The following is a 21,626-nucleotide window of genomic DNA, read 5'->3' as shown; positions in this document are numbered from 1 at the left end:
AAACCACACCAAGATCATATTGTTACGACCTCTTATTCAAGACCTCAACCAGGCCAGGTAACGGGAAGGCTTGCCAGACAACCTCGGGACCCTTCAACACCCATGAGGTACGCCTCGCCGCCCTTCATGCGTAGGCGCGGCGACGACGGCCCCGATCAGGCTGACCGACATCCTGGACATCACAGCTAGAACAGCGCGACCAGACACGTGCGTCCTCAGTTCGCCTAGCATTGGTGTGTTCACGTGTGATGTGACCCGAGGTGCGAGATGCAGATCGAAGCGATACTTCCCGCCATGGCCACGAACGCTGCTGCTGATTCCGTCGAGGCCGATCTGGTACGTGAGCGAGCGGTGACGGCGATGCGGGTGCTGCGTGAACTCATCCCCTGGGAGGGGTACGCCCTCTCAGCCTGGGACGCCGTGTCAGGAACCCACCGCCACGTCACCCTGGCGAGTGAGGGTTACTCCGCACAGGTCCAGGCCCACATGAACGACGCCTTCGTGCAGGAGAATCCCGGTTTTCAGCTCTTGCACACCCGCGTACCTGACGCGCTGAGGTGGTCCGACCTCGCCCGTGACTGGCAGGTCGAGTTCTCCAAGACCTTCTCCGCCGAAGTGGTCTTGATCCCGGCGGGATTCAAGGAGGGCGCGACGATGTGCCTGCGGCTCCCGGACGGTCGCTACACCGGAGCGCTTCACGTCAGCTGGGCACGTCCACACGACGCCAGCGACGAGGCACGACGCACCATCGAGGGTTTCCGGCCATTACTCGCGCAGGCGTGTGACCTGCTGAGCGCGCTCCCGGCCGAGCATCACGTGGGTCCCGACGCCCACGCAGTGGTCGTTTCCAGTACGGGGACGGTCTCGCAGATGCCCGGGCGATCGGCCGGACCGGTCCTCCTGGAGCACATACCCAACCGCGTGCTCCGCGACCTGGCCATGCGTGGCTCGGTTCGCCGGCGCTATCTGTGGGCAGGCCCGAAGGGGAGCTGTCACCGTATCGACGTCATCCCGTGCCGTGGTCAGGCGACGCTGATCAGCGAGGAACAGATCCCGTGGCCCTTCGACCTCAGCCCCCGGGAGGCCCAGATCCTGCACCTGGTGGCACAAGGATTCTCCAATCCGCGGATCGCTCGGGAGCTCTTCATCAGTCCACGCACGGTTTCCACCCATGTCGAGCACCTGCTCGAGAAGCTCGCATGCGAGTCGCGAGCCCGGCTCGCGGCGATCGCGGTCGGCGCCGACCTTGTTCTCCTCAACGCCACGGACGCCTGAGACAGTGTTGTGAAGCCGGGTGATCACCTCGGCGTGGCAGCGGTGGGGACTGCCCAGAGTTCGGTTGACTCCGGTTTTGTGGGGTGGGGTCAGGCCGCGTCAGCGGCGTTGAGCAGTGTCTCGAACTCGATCGGAGTCAGTCGTCCCAGGGTGTGTTGGCGGCGTCGGCGGTGGTAGGTGGTTTCGATCCAGGTGACGATGGCGAGGTGTAGTTGAGCTCGGGTGGGCCAGCGTCGGCGGTTGAGCACGTTCTTTTGCAGGAGGCTGAAGGAGGATTCCATCGCGGCGTTATCGGCGCAGGTTCCGACTTGCCCCATTGATCCGCGCAGGCTGGCCGCGCGCAGCTCGCGCTGGTAGGCGTGTGAGCGGAACTGGCTGCCGCGGTCGGAGTGCACCACGGTCCCGGCCGGTTCGCGCAGCGTCACGGCGTGGCGTAGCGCGGCGACAGCGAGGTGGGAGGTCATGTGCGAATCGATGGAGTAGCCGATGATCCGTTTGGAGCAGGCGTCTTTGACCGCGTAGAGGTAAAGCTTGCCCTCGTCGGTGGGATGTTCGGTGATGTCGGTCAGCCAGAGCTGATCGGGCCGCTGGGCAGTGAACTCGCGACGGACGAGGTCATCGTGCACGGGTGGCCCGGGGCGTCGGTGGCGCCCTCGTTTGCCGGCGTGCACTGACCACAACCGCTGCTGGGAACACAACCGGCCGACGCGGTTGCGCGAGGCCCGCCAGCCCGCGGCGGCGAGTTCGTCGGCGATGAACCGGTAGCCGAACTCGGGGTCATCGTGGTGGATGTCGATCGCGGCGTTGATGAGATGAGCGTCGTCGTAGTCGCGGTCACTGACCGGTTTGACCTTCCACTTGTAGAAGGCCTGCTTGGAAAAGCCCAGCACCCTGCAGGTCACCGTGACGGGGATGCCGTCGCCGGCGAGGTGCGCCGACCAGCGGGTACATCATTTTGGGAGCACGTCACGCGCGAAGTAGGCGGTCGCGCGGCGCAGGATCTCGTTCTCCTGCTCCAGCTGTTTCGTGCGCCTGCGCAGCTCCCGGTTTTCCGCCTCCAGGTCCCCCGGCGGGGCTGAAGTCGGGCGGTCGGCGCTGACGCCGTCCTCGCGGTCGGCGATTTTCAGCCGCCGTGACAGGCAGGACTCCGAGATTCCGAAACTCCTCGCGACCTGGGCAACCGACTGGTCGCCCTGACGGGCGACCGCGATCACGTCACGACGGAACTCCTTCGGGAACGGCTTCGGCACGATCCTCATCCTTCCAGCAAGGCCGTCGGCCTCACAGATCAGGAGTCAACCGAAACCTGGGCAGACCCGTGGTAGTTGTCAGGATTTGGTGATCATTTCGGTCGGGTGTGTGTCTGTGGCTGCAAGCCGGCCTATGACTCGTCGGTGACCGACGCGCAGGAGGTGATCGAGCCGTTGCTGCCCCGGCCAGCGGCGGTGCTGTGTGGTCGCTCGCATGTGTACTCCCGCCGGTTGATCGTCGACACGATCTCCTAGTGCTGGTCAGCGGGTGCGCGTGGCGGCTGGTCCGCACGATCGGGGTCGTGGAGCATCGCCTACCAGTGGTTTCTCGGTGAACAGATTGGCTACGACGCCGGGAAACGCGTCCGGACCGCAAACGCCACTGGCTCATCGACACCCTCGGCCTGATGCTGCACGGGACTCCTCGACGAGTTCGGTCGACGACACCCGCCAGGCGCGCAGGTCAGCGCCGAGCTGTCGCAGGTCGAGGTCAGGGAAACGCCCCGCGCCAGTGGCGGAGGATTCGGCTCAGTGACCGGAGCGGCAGCGTGACTCCAGTGAGGCCGGAGAGCCCTGCTGAAGCCTCAAGTCCCGAATACGTCAGTCGACCGATGCCCCTCGATCGAGCCGATTCCTACGCTCAAGGTCTCGACACCAGCAGTTCACGCCCTGGTCGACGAAGTGAGGTTTCATGGAACGCACGAAGGATGAACAGCGGCCTTCGGGCACCGTGCTGTTCGGCGCTTTGTTCGCGCTGGTGTACGCGGTCGCACTGGCACCGCCGGTGTACATCACGCTCTCCCGGCAACATGGGAGGTTGCTCTCGATCCCAGCGTCGGTTTGGTACATGCTCCTGGTCTCCGCGGCCGCGATCGCCGTGACCTACGGGCTCTGGCTGCTCGAGCGCCGGCGGGGGGTGCTTGACTGATGATCATCACCTTCGGCTCCCTGGCCCTGTTCTTCGCCGTTATCGTCGGTGTACTGCATCTCACCAAGCGACGTCGCGACATCGCGTCCTTCAGCGACTACGCGGTTGGGGAGCGCTCTTTCTCCAGTTGGTTCGTGTCGATGGCCTACACCAACTCGTGGTGGCCCGGATCGACGTTCACCGCCGTGTTCGGCCTGATGGTGGCCAGCGGTCTGGTCGGTCTGTACTTCCTTGTCTACTCCGTCCTCGGCGTCCTGGCGATGTACTTCATCGCACGCCCGGTCTGGAAGTGGGGCAAGCAGTTCGACCTGCGTACCCAGGCGGACCTGCTGGCTCTGCGCTACAACAGTCCTGCGCTCAAGCTCGTCGCCAGCGCTATCAGTGTCGTCGCGCTCCTCCCATGGCTCATCCTGGGGCTGATCGCTATGGGCGCCGTCATCCAGTGGGCGTCGCTGGGACACCTCTCGGTCGCCGACTCGATCCTGATCGGCATCCTCGTTCTCGTCGTCCGCCAGTTCTGGACCGTGCAGATGGGCATGCGCGGACTGATCATGACCGACATGGTCCAGGGGATCGTGGCCTATCTGGGCTCGGCCGTCCTCTGCCTGGGCCTGCTCTTCTTCTACTTCGATGGTCTTTCGAACCTCGACCGCCTGAGCGAGAGCCAGCTCAGCCTGCCCGGCTTCGGATCCGAGAACGGCGGCTTCTACTACTTCGGCATCGTCGCGGCCGGCATCATCGGCAGCTTGTGCTGGCCCATGATCTTCACCCGCATCTACACCGCGGCCAGTGTGCAGGAAGTCAAGAAGGGATCCCTGCAGACGATGGTCATCGGCTTCGGGTTCTTCGTGCTACTCGTCGCAGTTGCGCTGTGCGCGGCACCCCTTCCCTTCGCCGCGAAGGAGCCCGTCTCGGCGTTTTTCGCGGTCTCGCAGGATGCGGGCGGCACGTGGCTGCTGGCGTGCTCGTTGGTCGTCGTCTTCGCCGCCGGCATGGGCTTCGTCGACGGCGTCACCCAGGCCATCGGCACACAGGTCGCCAACGACATCGTCGGGGTCATCCGCCCCCTGCGTGACAAGCAGGAGCTCTACCTGGCCAAAGGTGCGATGGGAGTGAGCGCGATCATCGCCGCCGTCATCGCCTACCGGATCTATGACTCCCCGAACCTGGCAGGCGTCACGCAGCTGGCCTACCAAGCAATCATCCAACTGGCCGTTCCGATCTTCGGCGGACTCGTCTGGCGCCGCGGCACCAAGGCAGGAGCGATCACAGGGCTCTTGACAGGTGCTTTGGTGGCGCTAGTGCTGACGGTGCCCTACATGGACGTCGGTGGTGCCGTTCCATGGCTGGGCGGCCTCGGTTCCGGACTGGTGGGCCTGGTCGCCAACCTGGCTGTGTTCGTCGCCGTCAGCATCGCCCGCCCGGACGACGCCGCAGAGCGTCACAGGGTCGACCAGCTCTTCCGAACGGCGCGATCACGTACCGCCCCAGCCGGCCCGTCGGCTCCGGGACCTGTCACCAGCCCGCTCTCGGACCCGGTCTGAACCCCAACCTCACTCACCATCGACGTCCCGCACAACAGGAGACACGATTCATGAGCACCATCGCGCACACCATTGACATCCCGCACCTCGGGGGCTCGGTGATCGGTGCCACCTTCGGCAAGCCTCATGATCCTGAACTGCCCACGCTGGTCATGATCAACTCGTACACCACCTCCGCCGACCTGTACCGGCCGCAGTTCGCAGACCCGGCGCTGAACGGAGCGGTGAATCTCCTCGCTCTCGAGCCATTCGGGCACGGCCGCACCCGGGCGGGGTACGAGCACTTCACCTACTGGGACAGCGCAATCGCCACCCTCCAGGCGCTCGCGGCCCTGGGCATCAGCGAGGCATTCGTGCTGGGCACCTCCCAGGGCGGATGGATCGCCGTCCGCATGGCACTGATGGCGCCCCAGGTCGTCAAAGGGCTGATCCCGCTGGGCACGTCGCTCGACACCGAGAGCCAGCGCACCCGCGATCTGGGTTGCTGGGACGGTCCGCAGTTCTGCACACCCTTCATAGATGCATTCGCCGATCCGGTCGACTCTGACTGGGTGGTGCCGGACCAGTTTGTGGACGACACCTTCGACGCGGCACTCGGCGGTCTGACCGACGACGAGCGCAGGTTCTGGCTCAAGACATATCGCACGAACTACGCCGGCGACGCCGGCCGGCACCGTCTTCGCCTGTGCACGATCAACCTGCGCGATCGCGACGGTCTCCACGGCCGGCTGGATGAGGTGCGACCGCCGGTGCTGTGGCTGCACGGCACCGCCGACCAGGTCTACTCGGTCGCCAACGCCGAACAGGAAATCAAGCTCTTTACGCGCTCGGCCGACGCCAGGCTCGAGGTGATTGACGGCGGGCACCACTTCCTGAGTGCTTCGAAGCCGGATCAGGTCAACGCGGCCGCCACCAAGTTCATCTCGAGGTGGGCATGACGAGCGCGCACGTCGCCGGCCAGGCTCCGAGAATCGACCGCGAGGGAGCCAACGACGCGGCGGTCGCGGCCATGCTGGCTGTCGACCCGATCCTGGTCGACGTCGCCCCAGCACTCGAAGCCCTGCCGGGCATGACGCCGCACACGATCCTCGTCTCGGGAGCGCCGCTGAAGTGGGCGCAGTACACCGGTGGTCAGCGTCGGGCGGTCCTCGGAGCGGCCGTGTTCGAGGGGCTCGCCGACTCGCTTGCGGAGGCAGACGCCTTGCTGCACGAGGGGAAGATCATCGTCCGGCCCTGCCATGACCACGGCTGCGTCGGCTCCGTCACGGGCGTCACCTCGGCCTCCATGCCGGTGTGGGTTGTGGAGGATCCGGTCACCGGCGGGCGCGGGCACTGCCTGCTCTATGAGGGCAGCGAGCGTCAACGCTTGACCTACGGAGTCTGGAACGACGCAGTGCACCGGCGCCTGATCTGGTTGCGAGAGGTCTTGGCTCCGCAGCTGTCGGCGGGTCTGCGGCATGTCGGCGGGCTGCGACTGAGCCCCATGATCCGCCGCGCTCTGGGCATGGGGGACGATCTGCACAGCCGTAACACCGCCGCTACCGCCATCCTGTATCAACAGCTGAGCGGACCGGTCCTCGACGCCAACGGGCTCGGCGCTTCTACGCGTGAGGTTCTCGACTTCCTTGGTCAGAACGACTTGTTCTTCCTCCACATCGCTATGGCGACGGGCAAGTGCATCGCTGATCGCGCCGCGGGGATGGTGGGGAGCACCATCGTGACTGCCATGACGCTCAACGAGAAGCAGTTCGCGATCCGCACCGCCGGCACAGGACGACGCTGGTTCCGGGCGCCGATTCCTCCGCTGCGGGCGAAGTTGTTCGACGGCCTCAGGCCCGAGGACACGGCGTTCATGGGCGGCGAAAGTCTCATCACCGAGACGATCGGCCTGGGCGGCATGGCTGCAGCTGCGGCCTTCTCCCTCCAGGATTACAGCGGCGGTTCGGTCGATCACATGGTGACGACGACGAACGCGATGTACGACATCACGCACACCGAACATCCGACATGGAAGATTCCGTACCTAGCCTTCCGAGGCGTCCCGTTCGGGATCGATGCGGCACAGGTAGCCGCGTCCGGCATCACGCCGAGCATTCACATGGGCGCAGCACTCCGCGAAGGTGGTCACGCTGGCGCGGGACTCCTGATCGCGCCAGTCGAACCGTTCCAGGAAGCGGTCAAAGCGTTGCAGGCGGCCGGGTCTTCCCGGTGAGCTAGGCGAGGGTCAGACGCGGACGGAGGTTACGGGCAGCACGCTTGCGGGCGAGGGGTTACTCACCCGGCAGGTTCCTCCCGCACCGCGGCGTGCGGCCCGCTGCAGTGCCGGCTCGTCTCGTGCGCCGAACAGCAGGGAAATCGGGCGGTTCCAGCGGAGACCGCAGGGTTTTCGCCGCCCGTGACCGGTTCGCCGCGTCAGACATCGCGGTAGGTGCGCAGATCGATCGAGGGGCGCTTGCCGCGCCCCTCCACCTGTGGCCGGCGACCAGGAAGTTGTCCGGGCCGGCTCCCACTCCGGTGTCGGGCGTCAGCCGTCCGCCCGACACCGCGTCGATCCCGGCGGCTTCATTGGCCAGCAGGGCCGTCGGCCAACTCGGGGCGATCAGGACGTGGCTGAGCAACTCGATCCGATTGGTCACCGCAGCGGCCGCGGCAGGCTGGCCTGGCGGTGAACCGACGGGTGACGAGGTCGTCGTGGACCGGTGGTCCCGCTGTGCGGGGCAGGCGACGTTTCTTGGCGAACAGGCTCCGGATCCGCTGCTCGCGGCACATGCGGGCGACCGGTTGTGGCAGTTCGACGCGCAGGGTGTTCGGCGCCGGATGCCCTGCAGCCGAGCCGGCTGTGCCTCGCACGCCTGCTGCCTACCGCAGGAGGCGGGCGATGTGGGCACGGGTCGTTTTCGCTTCGGGGATCGGCATCAGCATCCAGTCGTGCACCGCACCGGCGGTCTCTTCGACGGTGACCTGCGTGCCGGGGGCGTCTCGGGCGAGGTCGGCGAAGCGGTGAGCATCCGGGTTCAGGAGGTCCCTGGTGCCGGTGAAGACAGTGATCGCGTCGAGGTGGTCGACCCGGGCGTGAACGGGGCTGACCAGTGCACTGTCGGGCCCGTCGGGGCCCGCGTAGCTGGCGGCGAGAGCGCGGATGTGGTCGAGCTTCAGCAGTGGATCGTGGGGGGCGATGCGGGCGCTTTCTGGATTAGCGAACGTGAGGTCGAACGTAGGGGACAGCAGCACTGTCGCATCCGGCGCGGGGGACCCCTCGGCGAGGGCGACAAGGAGGTTCAGGGCCATTGTCGCTCCCGATGAGTCGCCGACGAGCGCCGTCGGCACCTCTTGTGCGGTCGCCAGCCACAGGTCCGTGAGGACCGGGGTGATGTCGCGGTGGGTGACTGCTGGAACGAGGGGGAAGATCGGTACGACGAAGGTCCGCGAGGTGCCGACGGCGAGGTCGGCGACGAGGTTCCAGTGCCGGGCCTGGATTTCCGCTGCCCACGCCCCGCCATGCAGGTAGAGGGCTTGCTTCCCGGAGGGCGTTTCCGGCGCGAGCGTGAACACGGGCCAGTCGCGGAACGTGCTCCGCGTTATGGTGACCCTCTTCTTGATTGACGGCGGCGGCGAGTACTGGGCCGCGGTGCTCGGCTCCTTGGTGAATTTCTTCGGGTTGAACTGTTCTCGAGCACGCATGACCGTCATGGCGCCGGCGAGCAGCCGGCTCCGCAGGCTCGGACTCATTTCGCGGCGGCCTCGGTGTAGGACCCGGAGCGGACGTCGTCGATCAGCGATCGCGGCGCGGGACTCCAGCCGAAGGTGTCGCGGGCCTTGGCGGCGTCGAGGCCGCTCGTCGTCGTCAGGATGCGGGCGGCCGGTCCGAAGCTCTGTTCCGCGATCTTGAGCGGAACGGATGCGACCGGCTTTCCGGTCAGGTCTCCGATCGCTTCAGCGAGCGCTCGGAACGTGAACGGCACGGCGCCGACAGCGTTGTAGATGCCAGCGACCGGGCGTTCGAGAGCCGCGACGTACAGATCGGCGAGGTCGTCGACGTGGACGGGGGTCCACGCGTTCTCCCCGTCTCCGACGTAGATCGACGTTCCGGTGTGCTGGGCGGACTGGATCAGTCCCGTCACGAGTGCGGAGCCACCGCGGCCGAAGACCAGCCCGGCGCGGAACACGATGCCGGAGATGCCCGCCGCACCGCAGACGATGCGTTCAGCTGCGACCTTCACCGGCTGTGCGCTGACCTCCGGCAGAACAGCATCCTCCGACTTGTCCTGATCCTCCTCGAACCCGTAGACCAGCCCGGTGCTGGTGAATACGAACGGCTTCCGGACAGTCCCGGACGCGGCGCCGTCGACCAACGCCTTGACCGCGGCCAGCTCCATCGCCGTCGATTCGTCGGTCATCGCGTAGTCGACCGCTGCGTGAATGACGGCATCGGCGGCTGCCGCAGCGCCGGCGAGGACGGCGGTGTCGCTGAGCGACCCAGCCACAGGTGTGGCACCCGCGTCGTGCAGGCGTGCGGCGCTGGCGTCCGAGCGGGCAAGGGCTGCGACGTCGTGCCCGGCCCTGACGAGGTGCTCGACGAGGACGGTGCCGAGGTAGCCCGTCCCGCCAGTGATGAAGACCTTCATGATGGTTCCGTTCCTCAGCGGTTTCGCGGTGGAACATCACGCTAAACTCTTACATCAGTGTCAATGTCAAGTGGAAGCGAGCGTGGGGCATGAAGATCGGCGAGCTGAGTCGGGCTTCCGGAGCGAGTCCGAGGTCCCTGCGATACTACGAGGAACTCGGCTTGATATCGTCCGTCCGGCAGCCCAATGGGTATCGCGACTATGACGAGACAACGGTGGGTGTGGTCTCGACCATCAAGTCGCTGCTAGACCTGGGGTTTCCCATGACACTGATCGAGCGCGTCCTGCCGTGCACGGGCGACGCCGGTCCGCTCGAAGGGGAGTGCTCTGGAATCGTGGCCCGGGTGGCAGAGATCCGCGACGAGATCGATGACAAGGCTCGTCGACTTCTCAAGACCCGGGATGCCCTCACCGCGTTCCTGAGCCAGCAGCCGTCCTGATCGGTCACGTCCGCGCTCACGATCCGTCGCCGGTGCTTCGAGCGGAGTGAAGAGCAGTCAGGCGAAGGCAGCCACGTGGATGTGGCGCAAGGCTGCGGAGCATCGCGTTGACCCGGCTACCGACCGGCCCTGCACCGAGGCGAGCACGTCCCCCGCTCGGCGCAACCGGACCCCGTCGCGTGTCGACCTGGTGATCTTCACCGTCCGCGCTGAGCTTGTTCGGGCTCCAACCCGTGCGCGAAGACCCTGGGCTGATGAGCCACGGGCATCACCTCCACCAGGCACCCTGCCAGGCCGGATCAGCGGGGTCGACCCACGGCTCATTACTTCGCCGATCACCGGGGCCCGCCGCTCGGTCAGCGATCCCGCCGATATCGCCATCTACGTCTGTTTCGGTCCCACTGAGACGTGTTTGGCTATGCCGCCAACGGTCTTCAGGGCTGAACGAGACTGTGATGCCAACAGAGGCCAATGTGGACGCGTGAAAGCCCAATCGCAATCGACGATTGTCGCCTGCTCCGGTCCGCCCGACGAGTGCTGATAGACCGGTTGCTCCATTGGCCGTGTCACGGTCGCACAAGGAAGCGGCCCTGAACCCGTGGGGACATGGTGGAGGACGGTCTCTTCGAACGCTTCCCCAAGCCGGACATCGTTCTGGGGCAGCACGTCGTACCGCTTCCCGCCGGCCTCGGAGGGCAACTTCCGGGCCGGTTCCGGCCGCGGCGGACAGCGCGAAAGTTGTGCTTCACGGGCGTGGCGGTCATGCGGCCAAGCCCGACACCACGGTGGATCCCGTCGTGATTACCTCATCCCGAACACGGCCGGCCTCGGAATAAACGTACGCAGTTACTCCCTCGAGGTCCGCAAGCTGGATCAAGGAGGCAGTCGAACGCATAGCGTCCCGCTGTTGATCAGCGATCCCGACGCGACGGCCGTGACAGTGGGGGGCCTACGAAGAACACTTCTGGCGGGAGTGTCTGCTGCCGATGCCGTTGGTCACCGCCAGCGCAGCCTGGTCACTGTGACATCGGCGGTGGCGAACTGCATGGGACTTTTCTTCCGGGTCCCGGCGTTCACCTCCTTCCACATCCTGTCGGATTCCCGCAACAGGTCCCGGTAAAGATGTGATGTCCTCGATCCCGTACGACTGACGGGCGGTGATGGAGGCGGTGCGGGCTTCGGCGGGGTTCAGGAAGTCGATTTCTTCCTGAATGAGCCGGTTGCCGGCATGTTCGATGGCGGCTCCCAGGCGTTTCATTTCGTGAAGCACGTGGCGATGGCGGTCGTACTCCACCGCGGCGAGCGCGGTCGTCGATCGAGCATGCGATGGCGATTTCGGGCATGCGGGACCCTTTTCTGATACGCCTTACGAGGTCGTGTGGAAGTCCTGGGTGCCGATGACGCGCAGCAGTTCGAGTTTCTCGGCGGCGTCGGTGCCTTCGAGGGGGAAGAAGGCGAGGAGGTTGAGGTCCGCGTCGGAGGTGAGCATGACCTCGCAGCGCAGCTCGATCGTCCCCACCTCGGGATGAATGGTGCGCTTGAGGTCGGAGCGGCGGACGCCGACCTCGTGCCGCTGCCACAGTTCGCGGAACTCGTCACTGGCCTCGATCAGATCGTTCACCAGGGCGGTGACGTCGGCGTCGCCACCACGTCGGGAGTACGTGGCGCGCAGGTCGGCGACGTGTACCGCGGCCAGGCGCGCCCAGTCTTCTTCGGGGACGCGAGCCCGTCCCGCAGGGTCGGTGAACATGCGCCAGACCATGTTGCTGTCGCGGCCGGGTGCGGTCTCCCCGTAGCCCAGCAGAGCAGTGAGCAGACTGTTCCTCCACACGATCTCGCCGAGGTCGGTGTAAATGCAGACGGGCACATCGTCGAGACGACTGGCGAGGGCGATCAGCCCTGGGCGGATGTGCCGTCCGGCTCGGCGGGCAGGTGCCGGGTACCCCGCGAGGTGGAGCAGGTGGTCCCGTTCGTCCAGATCACATCGCAGCGCCCGTGCCAGAGCGGCCACGACGGTTTCCGACGGGGCCGACCCGCGCTCCTGCTCGAGCCGGGCGTAGTGGTCCGTGGAGATGCCGGCCAGCTGCGCGACCTCTTCACGCCGCAGACCCGGCGTCCGACGGCGAGCACCAGCGGGCAGGCCGACATCGGCCGGCCGCAGGCGTTCCCGCCTGCGACGGAGGAAGTCCGCGAGCCCGTGCCGATCGATCATTCCTCCACTATCACCCGCTCCAGGCCGGATAGCCAGGGACGGCCTCTCCGTGGATACACCGCGCCTGGTCGGCGCACGTGCGGCCGGAGAGGCTGATGGCATGACCGATTCACCTTCCGCGACACTCCACATCCGCCACCTCGGACGCAGCGGCCCGGCCGTCTCCTCACCTGGTCTGGGTTGCATGGGCATGTCGGGCGCCTACGGGCACACTGACGACGACGAGAGCGTCCGCACCATCCACGCCTACCTCGACGCCGGCGGCACGCTGCTCGACACCGGGGACTTCTACGCCGCCGGCCACAACGAGCTCCTCGTCGGGCGTGCCCTGCGCGAGCGCAGCCGTGACGACGCCGTGCTCTCGGTGAAGTTCGGCGAGCTGCTCACCCCGGCCGGAATGCCGGCCGGGGTGAAGGACGCCCGCCCTGCCGCGGTGCGCAACTTCCTCACCTACTCGCTGCGGCGGCTGGGCACCGATCACGTCGACATCTACCGTCCCGCCCGGCTCGACCCCCAGGTGCCGATCGAGGACACGATCGGTGCGATCGCGGAGCTGGTCGAGCAGGGACACGTCCGGCACATCGGTCTGAGCGAGGTCGGCCCCGACACCATCCGCCGGGCCGCGGCCGTCGCGCCGATCAGTGACCTGCAAATCGAGTACTCGCTGCTCAGCCGGGACATCGAGGACGAAACCCTCGCTGTCTGCCGCGAGCTCGGCATCGGCATCACCGCGTACGGAGTCCTGGCCAAGGGCCTCATCGGCGGCAGCGGCGGGACCGGCGGTGCCTTGCCGATGATGCCGCGATTCCGGCCCGGCAACCGCGAGCACAACGAAGCGCTGGTGTCCGCCCTGGGCGAGATCGCCGAGGCGAAGCACGCCACGGTCGCGCAGGTGGCCATCGCTTGGGTCGCCGCCCAGGGCGACGACATCGTCCCGATCATCGGGTCGCGCCGGCCCGGGCAGATCGAGACCATGATCGCCAGCACGGCAGTCACGCTCGACCGTGCGGACCTGGCCCGCATCGACGAGCTCATCCCGAAGGGCGCCGCCAAGGGGGCCCGCTACCCCGAACAACACATGCCGGACCACGGCGGCGAAGGCTAGGGGCCCGCGGGCACGGGTTCGACGGTCTACATCGGACAGCCGGCGGGCTCATTGTGCGGCGCCACGGGGCGCGAACGAGTTGCTGAAGCTCTGCCCCGAGCGAACGAGCTGGCGAGCGGCATCGAGCCGCGCTGCCTCGTAGCGGCGCAGCGCGTCGGAAACGCTGGCCCGATTCCCGCCGAGGGCGTCGGCGAGGGCGAGGGCGTCCTGGGCGGACGCGTCGAAGCCGCTGCCGGTCATCGGCGAGGGCAGGTGGGCGGCGTCGCCGACAAGGCACACCCGCCCGGAGACGAGCCGGTGCGGCAGGTACTCGCCGATCGGCGTGCCGATCACCGCTCGACGGCGGATGCAGTCGACGATGGCGTCCCGCCACGGGCTGGGCCAGATTTCCCGTGCCTCGCCGGCGAGTTCGTCGAAGGTCGCGTCGGGCACGTCAGCCGCTCGAAGCGTGCGCTGGACGACATCGTCGACCACGGCTCCGCGAGCGCGCAGGAGGTCGTTGCGACTGGAGTCGTACCACCCCCAGCCGATCCGCCGCTCGCCCCTGGCGACGGATCCGTCCGCTCCCGGCAGGTAGTAGGCGTTGAGGCAGTAGTCCCGTTCGTAGAGGATCGCGAGGTCCGATAGCCACGGGCGGGACCGGATCTCGCGTTCGTCGACCAGCCCCAGCCAGATCACGTATCCGGAGAAGGTCGCGTCGGGCGCCTCGGGGACGACGTGGCGGCGGACGACGCTCGCGTGTCCGTCCGCCCCGACGACGAGATCCGCGCGCACGAACTCGCCGTCGTCGGTGACGACCCACGCGGATCGCTCGTCCTGGCCCACCTCGGTCACCCGCACCGGCGACCGCAGGGAGATGCCGGGGTCGGCCTGCGCGGCGGAGCTGAGGCCGGCGTGCACGTCGGCCCAGGCCTGGCCGCCCGGCGGGAGGGCGTCTTTCCCGTCGGGCGAGCGCCGGCCCGTCAGGCGCTCCACCAGTCCACCGCTCACGGGCAGGGCGGCGCCGGTCCGGACCTTCCGGCTCGAGCGCTCCAGCATCGTCACCCGCAGTCCGGTGCGGGACAGGGTCAGTGCGGTCATCAGTCCGGCCAGCGAGGCTCCGACGACGATGGCGGAACCACGTGTCGCCGACTGGTGGTGTTTCGTCATCTGCGGTCTCCTGGATCTGCCGGTCACCGTGTGCCCGCGCGCACTTCGTCGGTTTCGGTGTCGTGGGATGGGCGCAGTGCCCACGCGGTCAGAATCGCTCCGACGAGTGCGAGCACGCCCAGTCCGATGACGACGACGTGCAGTGCGTCGGCGAACGCCTGTCCGGTGGTCACCGGCACCGGCCTGCCTTGCACCGCGGCGACCGCTTCCGTGGCCGAGGTGCGGGCGGCGGTGACCGAGATGAGCACCGCGGCGGTGGCCGCCACCGAGAGCGACTCGCCGGTGATCCGCATCGTGTTGAACATTCCCGCCGCCGATCCGGCCTTGTCCACGGGGACCGCGCTGACAGCGGCGTTGTCCATCACCGAGAAGGCCATCCCGACGCCGACGCCGAAGAGCAGGAGGGGCAGTGCGGAAATCCACGTCGGGGTGCCGCGCTCCAGCACGACCAGCCCGAAGCTTCCGGCGGCGATCAGGACCGGGCCGGCGACCAGCAAGGTCCGCATCGACCAACGGGACGTCAGCCATCGGGCCGCCAACGGCACCAGCAGCACCGGGACCTCCAGCGGTGTCAGCTCGACCGCGGCTCGCCACGGGCTGGCGCCGCCGCTCTGCAGGAACACGGGCAGGAAGACGTTCAGCGCGGCCAATCCGAACGTCACCGAGAAGGGCAGGCACATCAGCGCGGTGAACGCGGGACGGCGGAACAGGCGGACGTCGAACATCGGATGGCTGCTGCGGAGCTCGACCAGGACGAACGCGCCGAGCAGAAGGAGCGTCGCCGCGAACGCCAGCAGAGCCCACCCGTTCGACCACCCGGCCTCACCGGCCTGGATGAACCCGAGGGACAACACGAGCAGCGCGCCGCCGAAGCAGGCCATGCCCGGCAGGTCCGGGCGCGGCGCGGACGGGTCGCTGGACGCTTGTGTGTACCGGGAAGCGACGAAGGCGATGGCGGCGCCGAGTGCGATCACCACGAAGATCGACCGCCACCCCAGTGGAGCGAGTGCGCCGGCGACCAGGGGGCCGGCGGCGGTGCCGCCACCGAAACTGGCCCCGAGCAACCCGAACACGCGAACTCGCCGCGGTCCGGAGGTGGCGTGCGCGAGCACGGCCGAGCCCGCGGAGACCGTGGCGCCGGCAGCCAGGCCCTGGACACCTCGTAGCACGTCGATGACCAGGATGTCGGACGAGACCGCGATCAGCGCCATCGCCAGGCCGAACGTCGCGATGCCGGCGCGCAGCACGAGCCGCCGCCCGAAGCGGTCCGCCAGGCTACCGGTGGCGAGCACGGTCGCGGCGAAGATCGCGTTGTAGGAGTTCTGCACCCACTGGGTGCCTGCTGAAGAAGCGTTCAGGTCGGCCGCCATGTCGGGCAGGACGATCGCCGGTCCCGTCACGGCGAACGGCAGGAAGAAGGAAGCGAGAAGGACGGCGCCGATCGACGCCCGGGTCGCAGCCGCCGAGATCGTCGACGCGCGGGGATCTGAATCCATGCTTCCAGCGTCGGAGATCCGGGAGCGTCTATTCAGGACCGGTATGTGCCACGGGTCGCCCGACCAGGGTGCCGGCGTGCCTGGGTACTCGCATGACCACCCAATGCCGGCCTCTCGATGGCAGACTGGCGAAATGACCGCGAGCACGCCTGGCGACTGGAAGTCCGAGCTGGGGGAGTTCCTGCAAGCTCGACGGGCCGCCGTGTCGCCGGCCTCGGCCGGGCTGCCGGACACCGGCCGACGCCGGGTGCCGGGGTTGCGCCGCGAGGAGCTGGCCGCTCTCGTCGGCGTGTCGACGGACTACTACGTGCGGCTCGAGCAGGGCCGCGGTGGCCGCCCCACGGAATCCCTGCTCGATGCCATCGCCCGTGTTCTGCTGCTCGACGAAACGCAGCGCGCCCACCTGTACGACCTGGCACGTCCCCGGCCCCGGCCCTCCCGGCGCGCGGTCAAGGACCGCATGCCCGGCTTGACGCGCCAGTTCCTGGAGACCCTCACCGTGCCGGCGCTCGTCATGACCCGCACGATGCAGGTGATCGGCTGGAACCCGCTCGCGTGCGCCGTCTTCACCGACTACGCGGCCCTGCCCGAGGCCGAGCGGAACTCGGCGTGGCTGCTGTTCCTGGACGAAGAGATCGCGGCCCGGCACCGCGATTGGGAGGCGTCGGCACGCGGCACCGTCGGCATCCTGAGGAAGACCGCGGGCGAAGACCCTGGCAACCCTCGCCTGGCCGCGCTGGTCGGCGAACTGGCTGTCCGAAGCGAGACGTTCCGGCGTCTCTGGGCGGAGCACCACGTCTTCGAGAAGACCACCGGGGTCAACCTCCTGCGGCATCCCGACGTCGGTGACATCGACCTGTCCTACGTCGCCTGGACGACGCCCGGTGCGCCGGACCAGATGCTGGTCACCTACATGGCCGAGCCAGGATCGAAATCCGCGGAGGCCCTGCGCATCCTCGGGTCGATGGCTGCCTCGGACCAAGTGGCCGGCGGCGCGGTCCGCACTCGACGACCGGTGCGCCCGGAGATCGAAACTCGCGAATAGCGCCGCCTGCCACCTGGGATGTCAGCGCAGCGACCGGTTGCGGGTGTTCTCGCCGAACCGGCCGATGACCACCGCCGTGGCCAGGGAAAACAGCGCCGTGGTCAGGAAGACGCCGACGAACCCCGACACGCCGTAGATCGCCGCGACGAGCGCGGCGCCGCCGACGCCCGCCAGCCGCCCCGCCCCGTTGGACAGGCCGGCGCCGAATCCGCGGAGCGTGGTGGGGAAGACCTCCGGGAGGTAGGCGTAGATCGTGACCGCGTTCGACTGCAGGAACATCGTGATGAGGAATCCGACGACGATGGTGGGCCAGAGCGCGTCGGCGAAGGCGAAGACGGCCATCAGGGCGGCGATCGTCACGGAGGTGGTGGCGAGGACGTGGCGGCGCTGCCAGCGGTCGGTCACCAGCATGCCGACGAGCGCGCCGAACGGCGGTGCGATGGAGAGGATGGTGGTGATGGTCAGCGCGGTGTCGGTCGAGTGGCCGCGCTCGACGAGCAGGGTCGGCACCCAGGAGTTGAACCCGTAGAACGCGACGATGCCGAACATCAGCGTCAGCGCCGTGACGATGGTGATGCGGCGCTGGGACCCGGTGAAGAGCTCCGCCATCTTGCCGCGCGCGGGCGGCGCCGACGGAGCGGTGAGCACTGGCGGTGGCAGCTCGCCGGAGTAGTGCGCTTCCAGGCCGGACACGATGCGGGAGGCCTTCTCTTCGCGGCCGCCGGCGATCAGCCAGCGAACGGACTCCGGCAGCAGGAACATGCCGAGGATGGCGGGGATGAGGCCCACCGCGCCGACGACGAACACCCAGCGCCAGGCCTGCGGGTCGAGCGGGATGATCAGCTTGGCGGCGACAGCGGCGAACGGCACCCCCAGCAGACCCACCCCCAGCACGGCCGCTTGGCTGCGACCGCGGACCCTGGTGGGGTACATCTCCGCCACGTAGACGCTGAGCACACCGACGACAGCCTGGATCCCGAGGCCGGACAGGCCACGGAACAGGCTCAGGACCACGAAGTTCGGGGCGAGCCCGCACAGGATGGAGGCGACGGAGTAGAACAGCGTCCCGGCGATGATGATCCGCTTCCGGCCGAACCTGTCGGCCAGCCGGCCCCCAAGGAGGGCCCCGGCGAACGAACCCAGGAGCGACAACGACGTCAGGTTGCCGATCTGGGAGATCGACAGCCCCCAGTCCTGCCGCATCGCCGGGGCGGCGTAGGCGAGCACGCTGTTGTCGACGGTGTCGCCGAAGGACAGCAGACCGAGCAGCGGCAGCCATCTCCAGTGCGGCCGGGTCATCCGGGGGAGCCGGTCGAACCGGGCGATGAGGTCCGCGCCGCGGTTTCCGGGTGTCACAGGGGCGGTGGGAACGTCCACGAGAATCCTCCTCGTTGAGGAATGGGGACCGGCTGGCCGGGCGACGGTGGCACCGCCGGTTCGGAGGTGGCTCGCCGGGGCTCAGACGGCCAGGTCGAGCAAGGGGACGAACTGCTGTCCGCCGTGCATGTCGCGGTCGTCGCGGGCGCCCTGCGTGGTGGGGCGCGGGAACGAGACCTTGACGACGTGCAGGTCGGGGACGGGGAAGACGAGCACGGTCGCGGGGTCGACGTCGTAGGTCGTGCCGAGCACCGCGCGGTCGGTGAGGCCGGAGGCCACCGCCCGGTCGAAGGAAGCCCGGTCGGGCAGGAAGACGTCGACGGTCAGCCAGAACGGGCCCGCGTTCTTCGAGCGGACGTGTGTCGCGATGTGCCGGAGCCGGGTCACGGTCCCACCTCCGAGTGAACGGTGCGGAACAGGTCTCGCTCGTCGGCCACGTCGACCGCGTGCTGCAGCACGAACTCGAAGGACTCTCCTCGCGCGGTCTCCGCGGGGGAGCCGACGAACGCGAACGTCGGGAAGGGACTGTCGTCGTCGAGCGGGAGGTGCAGCATCATCGGGTTGGCGAACTTCGCCAGGTCGTCGGCCGTGGCCTGGTCCGGGGCGGTCACGGTGAGCAGGATGCCGACCTCGCGGGGCGGGGTGCCTCGTTCGGGCTCGGCCGCACCCAGCACGGCGTCGTGGCCGAAACGGCGCAGCGAATAGTCGTATTCCCCGGGAGCCAGTCCGAAGGTCGAGGGCACGTGCTTGTCGAGGTAGGCGATCAGTCGCCGGCACCAGTCGTCGAGCCTGCCGAGGATCTCCGGGTCGCGGATCCCGGTGATCAGCTGAGCCTGGAACCCCGTCGAGGCGGCGCCTTCCAGCTTGATGGTCGGCTGCTCGGCCGGTTCGAACCGGGAGCCTTCGACCCGCACCCGGCGCTCGTCGAGCGCGGTGTAAACGGCGTCGCTCGTGTTCAGCGTGCCGGCGGGCTCGCGGAGCCGGAAGGGGTCGGCGTTCTCGTACAGCATGTGTGCGGCGACGCTGCGCGTGGTGCACCGGGCGTGCACCGCGAGCGGCTCCACGGTGAAGCCGGTGTCGTCGACGGTCACCAGGACGCCGCCCGCCCTCGGGTTTTCGGTGCAGAGACCGCCGCATTCGGCGATCTTCGCCGCGTGCCACGCGGGGCCCGGGGGCAGCCCGCGCAGCAATGGCAGCACCGCCGCCAGTGCCGTGTCGGTGGAGCGGCCGGCGAGGACGATCTCCGCACCGTCGCGGAGCGCGTCGGCGAGCGGTTCGTGTCCCATCAGCCCGACGATGTGCCTGCACCGGGCCACGGTCTCCGGCCGCAGGGGCTCGGCCGTGCCGAGCGGGTGCACCCGGCCCTGGGCGAGCAGGTCGGCGATGCGAGCGGGGTCCTGTTCGCTGTAGACCCGGGCGATTCGCCGGCTGATCCCCAGGTCGGCGCAGATCCCCTGGACGATCTCGTGGACCCACTCGACGCCCGCGTCGCATCCCGAGGTGCCGCAGGATCCGACGACGAGGGGGATGTTCGCCTCGTGCGCCGCGGGCACGAGAACCCGCAGGTCTCGTTCGACGGCGGCGCGGGCGGTCTTGGCCGTCGCGGTCCCCAGGTAGTGGGGGCCGGAGTCGGTCGAACCGCCGTCGACGGCGATGATGTCGGCGCCGAGTTCGATGCCGCGGGTCACGGTCTCGGGCGGGAAGCCGCCGCCCAGCATGCCCACCGGGAAGAGCACCCGGATCGGGTCGGTCATGGTGTCACTTTCGCGTTGGTGGGACGGTGGACTTCGGCAAGCCGCATGAGCTCGCGCACGGTGGTGCCGCTGTCGGGGAACCGCATCACCGCCTCGCTCAGCGCGGTCACCCGGTCCGCGGGCAGCACCCGCCCGGCGCAGTCCGTGAACTTCTGGCGGAGCAGGGACGGGTCGACCGGCGCGTTGCTGCCGGAACCGTGCGGACCGCGGGTTGCGGTGAGCACGGTCCCGTCGGACTGTTCGGTTCGGACGGTCGCGGTGAACGAGTTCGCCGGTCCACCGGGAGCGGCCGGCTTCACTCGAACCCGGCTCATCAGCGCGAGGGTGGCGGGGTCGTGGTGGGCGTTGCCGTCGAAGTCCGCCAACGCGACGGTTCCGGCGAGCAGAGCCCGGGACGTCACGTACTGCAGGCTGAACTTTCCCGACAGGGCTTCGGTCAGCACCGGGCGGTCGGTGTGCGGCATGCGATTCGGATCCACGGTGATCTCGACGGCTTCGACGCGGGCCGCGTCGAAGCCCGGTGAGCGGCGGATTTCCCGGGCCGCCTCGATCGCGCCGTGGGTGCTGTGGCAGCAGGCGTAGAGCTTGATCGGGTTGTGCTCGGAGCAGACCAGCGGCGGCCCGGACAGCCCGGCGACGATCCGCCCGGAGTCGAACCCGCCAGGTCCGTTGTAGACGGTGAGGAAGCCCTGCCGGTGGTCGAGCGCGCCGGGGTTGGCCGTGTAGCCCGCCGCCGCGAGCTTGGCGGCGAGGATCCCGTTGCGGACGGCCTGTCCGACGTGCAGCGGCTTGGTCATCGTGCCGAAGTTCGCCTTGACGCCCGCCGAGTGGGACACCGCGACCGCCATCGCGATCGCGGTGTGCTCCGTGGACAGCCGGAGCAGCCGCGCGGCCGCCGCCGCGATTCCGATGACGCCGATGGTCGAGGTCGGGTGCCAGCCGCGTTGGTAGTGCGCCGGGTTCAGCCCGTACGCCAGCCGGATCATCACCTCGTAGCCGGCTGCGTAGGCGACTGCGATGTCCGGCACGGACGCGTCGGTTTCCTCGCCGAGGGCGAGGAGCGCGGTCACGAGCATCGCCGAGGGGTGCCCGCCCATGGCGGAGTTGCCGTCGTCGAAGTCCAGGGCGTGCGCGGCGACACCGTTGAGGAGCCCGGCGTCCAGGGCGGGGACGCGCTCGGCGGTGCCGAGCACGAGGCTCCCGTTCTCGCTCGCGGCGATTCCGGCGGCGGTGCGGATCGCGGCGATCCCGGGGAATCCGGAGCCGGCGAGGGCGACGCCCAGCGTGTCGGTGAACGCCGTGCGGACGAGCTGCCGGGCGTGGTCGTCGAGGTCCTCGATCCGGTACGCGCTGATCCGCTCGGCCAGCGCGGGCAGGATCGCGACGGCGGCTTCGGTGGACGTCGTCTCGGGGTCGGTCGGCATGC

General features: G+C 68.4%; 18 protein-coding genes and 3 pseudogenes. 9 read left to right on the top strand and 12 right to left on the bottom strand.

Going from position 1 to position 21,626, the window contains the following annotated elements:
- Nucleotides 1–267 precede the first annotated feature (267 nt).
- The gene (locus AMY39116_RS47385; RefSeq protein WP_020417294.1) at nt 268–1,275 is read left to right on the top strand and encodes a helix-turn-helix transcriptional regulator; all 1,008 of its coding nucleotides are present in this window, start codon (nt 268–270) and stop codon (nt 1,273–1,275) included.
- An 89-nt stretch (nt 1,276–1,364) separates the two neighbouring features.
- On the opposite strand, the pseudogene AMY39116_RS0308645 reads toward AMY39116_RS47385, so the two are convergent.
- Nucleotides 1,365–2,525 (bottom strand): annotated as a pseudogene (locus AMY39116_RS0308645) (IS3 family transposase).
- A gap of 105 nt (nt 2,526–2,630) precedes the next feature.
- On the opposite strand from AMY39116_RS0308645, the pseudogene AMY39116_RS45275 reads away from it, so the two are divergent.
- From AMY39116_RS45275 to AMY39116_RS0308615, 5 genes and pseudogenes are all read left to right on the top strand, one after another.
- Nucleotides 2,631–3,010 (top strand): annotated as a pseudogene (locus AMY39116_RS45275) (transposase); the annotation flags it as partial.
- A 206-nt stretch (nt 3,011–3,216) separates the two neighbouring features.
- On the top strand, nt 3,217–3,453 hold the full coding sequence (locus AMY39116_RS46575) for a hypothetical protein (protein ID WP_020417290.1): 237 nt from the start codon (nt 3,217–3,219) through the stop codon (nt 3,451–3,453).
- Complete coding sequence (locus AMY39116_RS0308625) at nt 3,453–4,997, top strand: sodium:solute symporter (RefSeq protein WP_020417289.1); 1,545 nt, start codon at nt 3,453–3,455, stop codon at nt 4,995–4,997. The genes AMY39116_RS46575 and AMY39116_RS0308625 overlap by 1 nt, the downstream gene beginning before the upstream one ends.
- Nucleotides 4,998–5,047: 50 nt before the next feature.
- Nucleotides 5,048–5,935, top strand: coding sequence for an alpha/beta fold hydrolase (locus AMY39116_RS0308620; protein WP_020417288.1), 888 nt, complete (start codon nt 5,048–5,050; stop codon nt 5,933–5,935).
- Nucleotides 5,932–7,209: a DUF1116 domain-containing protein gene (locus AMY39116_RS0308615; protein ID WP_020417287.1), complete on the top strand. Its 1,278-nt coding sequence runs from the start codon at nt 5,932–5,934 to the stop codon at nt 7,207–7,209. Before AMY39116_RS0308620 ends, AMY39116_RS0308615 begins: the two co-directional genes overlap by 4 nt.
- Before the next feature lie 58 nt (nt 7,210–7,267).
- Here AMY39116_RS0308615 and AMY39116_RS48070 read toward each other — a convergent pair.
- The 3 genes and pseudogenes from AMY39116_RS48070 to AMY39116_RS42490 all read right to left on the bottom strand — a co-directional run.
- Nucleotides 7,268–7,639, bottom strand: a pseudogene (locus AMY39116_RS48070) (LLM class flavin-dependent oxidoreductase); the annotation flags it as partial.
- Nucleotides 7,640–7,856: 217 nt separating this feature from the next.
- Nucleotides 7,857–8,726, bottom strand: coding sequence for an alpha/beta hydrolase fold domain-containing protein (locus AMY39116_RS42495; protein ID WP_020417286.1), 870 nt, complete (start codon nt 8,724–8,726; stop codon nt 7,857–7,859).
- Nucleotides 8,723–9,622 (bottom strand): NAD-dependent epimerase/dehydratase family protein, encoded by a 900-nt coding sequence (locus tag AMY39116_RS42490; RefSeq protein ID WP_020417285.1) that lies wholly within the window; start codon nt 9,620–9,622, stop codon nt 8,723–8,725. The genes AMY39116_RS42495 and AMY39116_RS42490 overlap by 4 nt, the downstream gene beginning before the upstream one ends.
- An 89-nt stretch (nt 9,623–9,711) precedes the next feature.
- Here AMY39116_RS42490 and AMY39116_RS0308600 point away from each other — a divergent pair, with 89 nt between their 5' ends.
- Nucleotides 9,712–10,062 carry a MerR family transcriptional regulator gene (locus tag AMY39116_RS0308600; RefSeq protein ID WP_020417284.1) on the top strand — a complete coding sequence of 117 codons (351 nt, stop codon included), beginning with the start codon at nt 9,712–9,714 and terminating at the stop codon, nt 10,060–10,062.
- A gap of 949 nt (nt 10,063–11,011) precedes the next feature.
- On the opposite strand, the gene AMY39116_RS45985 is transcribed toward AMY39116_RS0308600, so the two are convergent.
- Together AMY39116_RS45985 and AMY39116_RS0308595 are read right to left on the bottom strand one after the other, a co-directional pair.
- Entirely contained in the window at nt 11,012–11,356 is a 345-nt protein-coding gene (locus tag AMY39116_RS45985) for a hypothetical protein (protein ID WP_157358483.1), read from the bottom strand.
- 72 nt (nt 11,357–11,428) lie between these two features.
- Nucleotides 11,429–12,274 carry a helix-turn-helix transcriptional regulator gene (locus AMY39116_RS0308595; protein WP_020417283.1) on the bottom strand — a complete coding sequence of 282 codons (846 nt, stop codon included), beginning with the start codon at nt 12,272–12,274 and terminating at the stop codon, nt 11,429–11,431.
- Between the two features lie 184 nt (nt 12,275–12,458).
- Between AMY39116_RS0308595 and AMY39116_RS0308590 the strand changes: the two genes are divergently transcribed.
- The gene (locus AMY39116_RS0308590; protein ID WP_020417282.1) at nt 12,459–13,379 is read left to right on the top strand and encodes an aldo/keto reductase; all 921 of its coding nucleotides are present in this window, start codon (nt 12,459–12,461) and stop codon (nt 13,377–13,379) included.
- 48 nt (nt 13,380–13,427) lie between these two features.
- On the opposite strand, the gene AMY39116_RS0308585 is transcribed toward AMY39116_RS0308590, so the two are convergent.
- Both AMY39116_RS0308585 and AMY39116_RS42485 read right to left on the bottom strand, forming a co-directional pair.
- Nucleotides 13,428–14,528 carry an FAD-dependent monooxygenase gene (locus AMY39116_RS0308585; protein ID WP_020417281.1) on the bottom strand — a complete coding sequence of 367 codons (1,101 nt, stop codon included), beginning with the start codon at nt 14,526–14,528 and terminating at the stop codon, nt 13,428–13,430.
- Between the two features lie 23 nt (nt 14,529–14,551).
- On the bottom strand, nt 14,552–16,024 hold the full coding sequence (locus AMY39116_RS42485; RefSeq protein WP_020417280.1) for an MFS transporter: 1,473 nt from the start codon (nt 16,022–16,024) through the stop codon (nt 14,552–14,554).
- Between the two features lie 133 nt (nt 16,025–16,157).
- On the opposite strand from AMY39116_RS42485, the gene AMY39116_RS0308575 reads away from it, so the two are divergent.
- The gene (locus tag AMY39116_RS0308575; RefSeq protein WP_020417279.1) at nt 16,158–17,069 is read left to right on the top strand and encodes a helix-turn-helix transcriptional regulator; all 912 of its coding nucleotides are present in this window, start codon (nt 16,158–16,160) and stop codon (nt 17,067–17,069) included.
- Nucleotides 17,070–17,090: 21 nt separating this feature from the next.
- Here AMY39116_RS0308575 and AMY39116_RS42480 read toward each other — a convergent pair whose 3' ends face one another.
- The 4 genes from AMY39116_RS42480 to AMY39116_RS42475 form a co-directional block, all read right to left on the bottom strand.
- Nucleotides 17,091–18,446 (bottom strand): MFS transporter, encoded by a 1,356-nt coding sequence (locus AMY39116_RS42480; protein ID WP_157358482.1) that lies wholly within the window; start codon nt 18,444–18,446, stop codon nt 17,091–17,093.
- An 81-nt stretch (nt 18,447–18,527) separates the two neighbouring features.
- The gene (locus tag AMY39116_RS0308565; RefSeq protein ID WP_020417277.1) at nt 18,528–18,833 is read right to left on the bottom strand and encodes a DUF4387 domain-containing protein; all 306 of its coding nucleotides are present in this window, start codon (nt 18,831–18,833) and stop codon (nt 18,528–18,530) included.
- Nucleotides 18,830–20,200: an acyclic terpene utilization AtuA family protein gene (locus tag AMY39116_RS0308560; protein ID WP_020417276.1), complete on the bottom strand. Its 1,371-nt coding sequence runs from the start codon at nt 20,198–20,200 to the stop codon at nt 18,830–18,832. Before AMY39116_RS0308560 ends, AMY39116_RS0308565 begins: the two co-directional genes overlap by 4 nt.
- Entirely contained in the window at nt 20,197–21,624 is a 1,428-nt protein-coding gene (locus tag AMY39116_RS42475) for an MmgE/PrpD family protein (RefSeq protein WP_020417275.1), read from the bottom strand. The genes AMY39116_RS0308560 and AMY39116_RS42475 overlap by 4 nt, the downstream gene beginning before the upstream one ends.
- Nucleotides 21,625–21,626: the final 2 nt, after the last annotated feature.

Source organism: Amycolatopsis sp. ATCC 39116, assembly GCF_000231075.2.
Classification (GTDB): Bacteria; Actinomycetota; Actinomycetes; order Mycobacteriales; family Pseudonocardiaceae; genus Amycolatopsis_E; species Amycolatopsis_E tucumanensis.
Note: the sequence above shows the minus strand (reverse complement) of the source record. Positions and strands in the feature narration are given on the sequence as shown.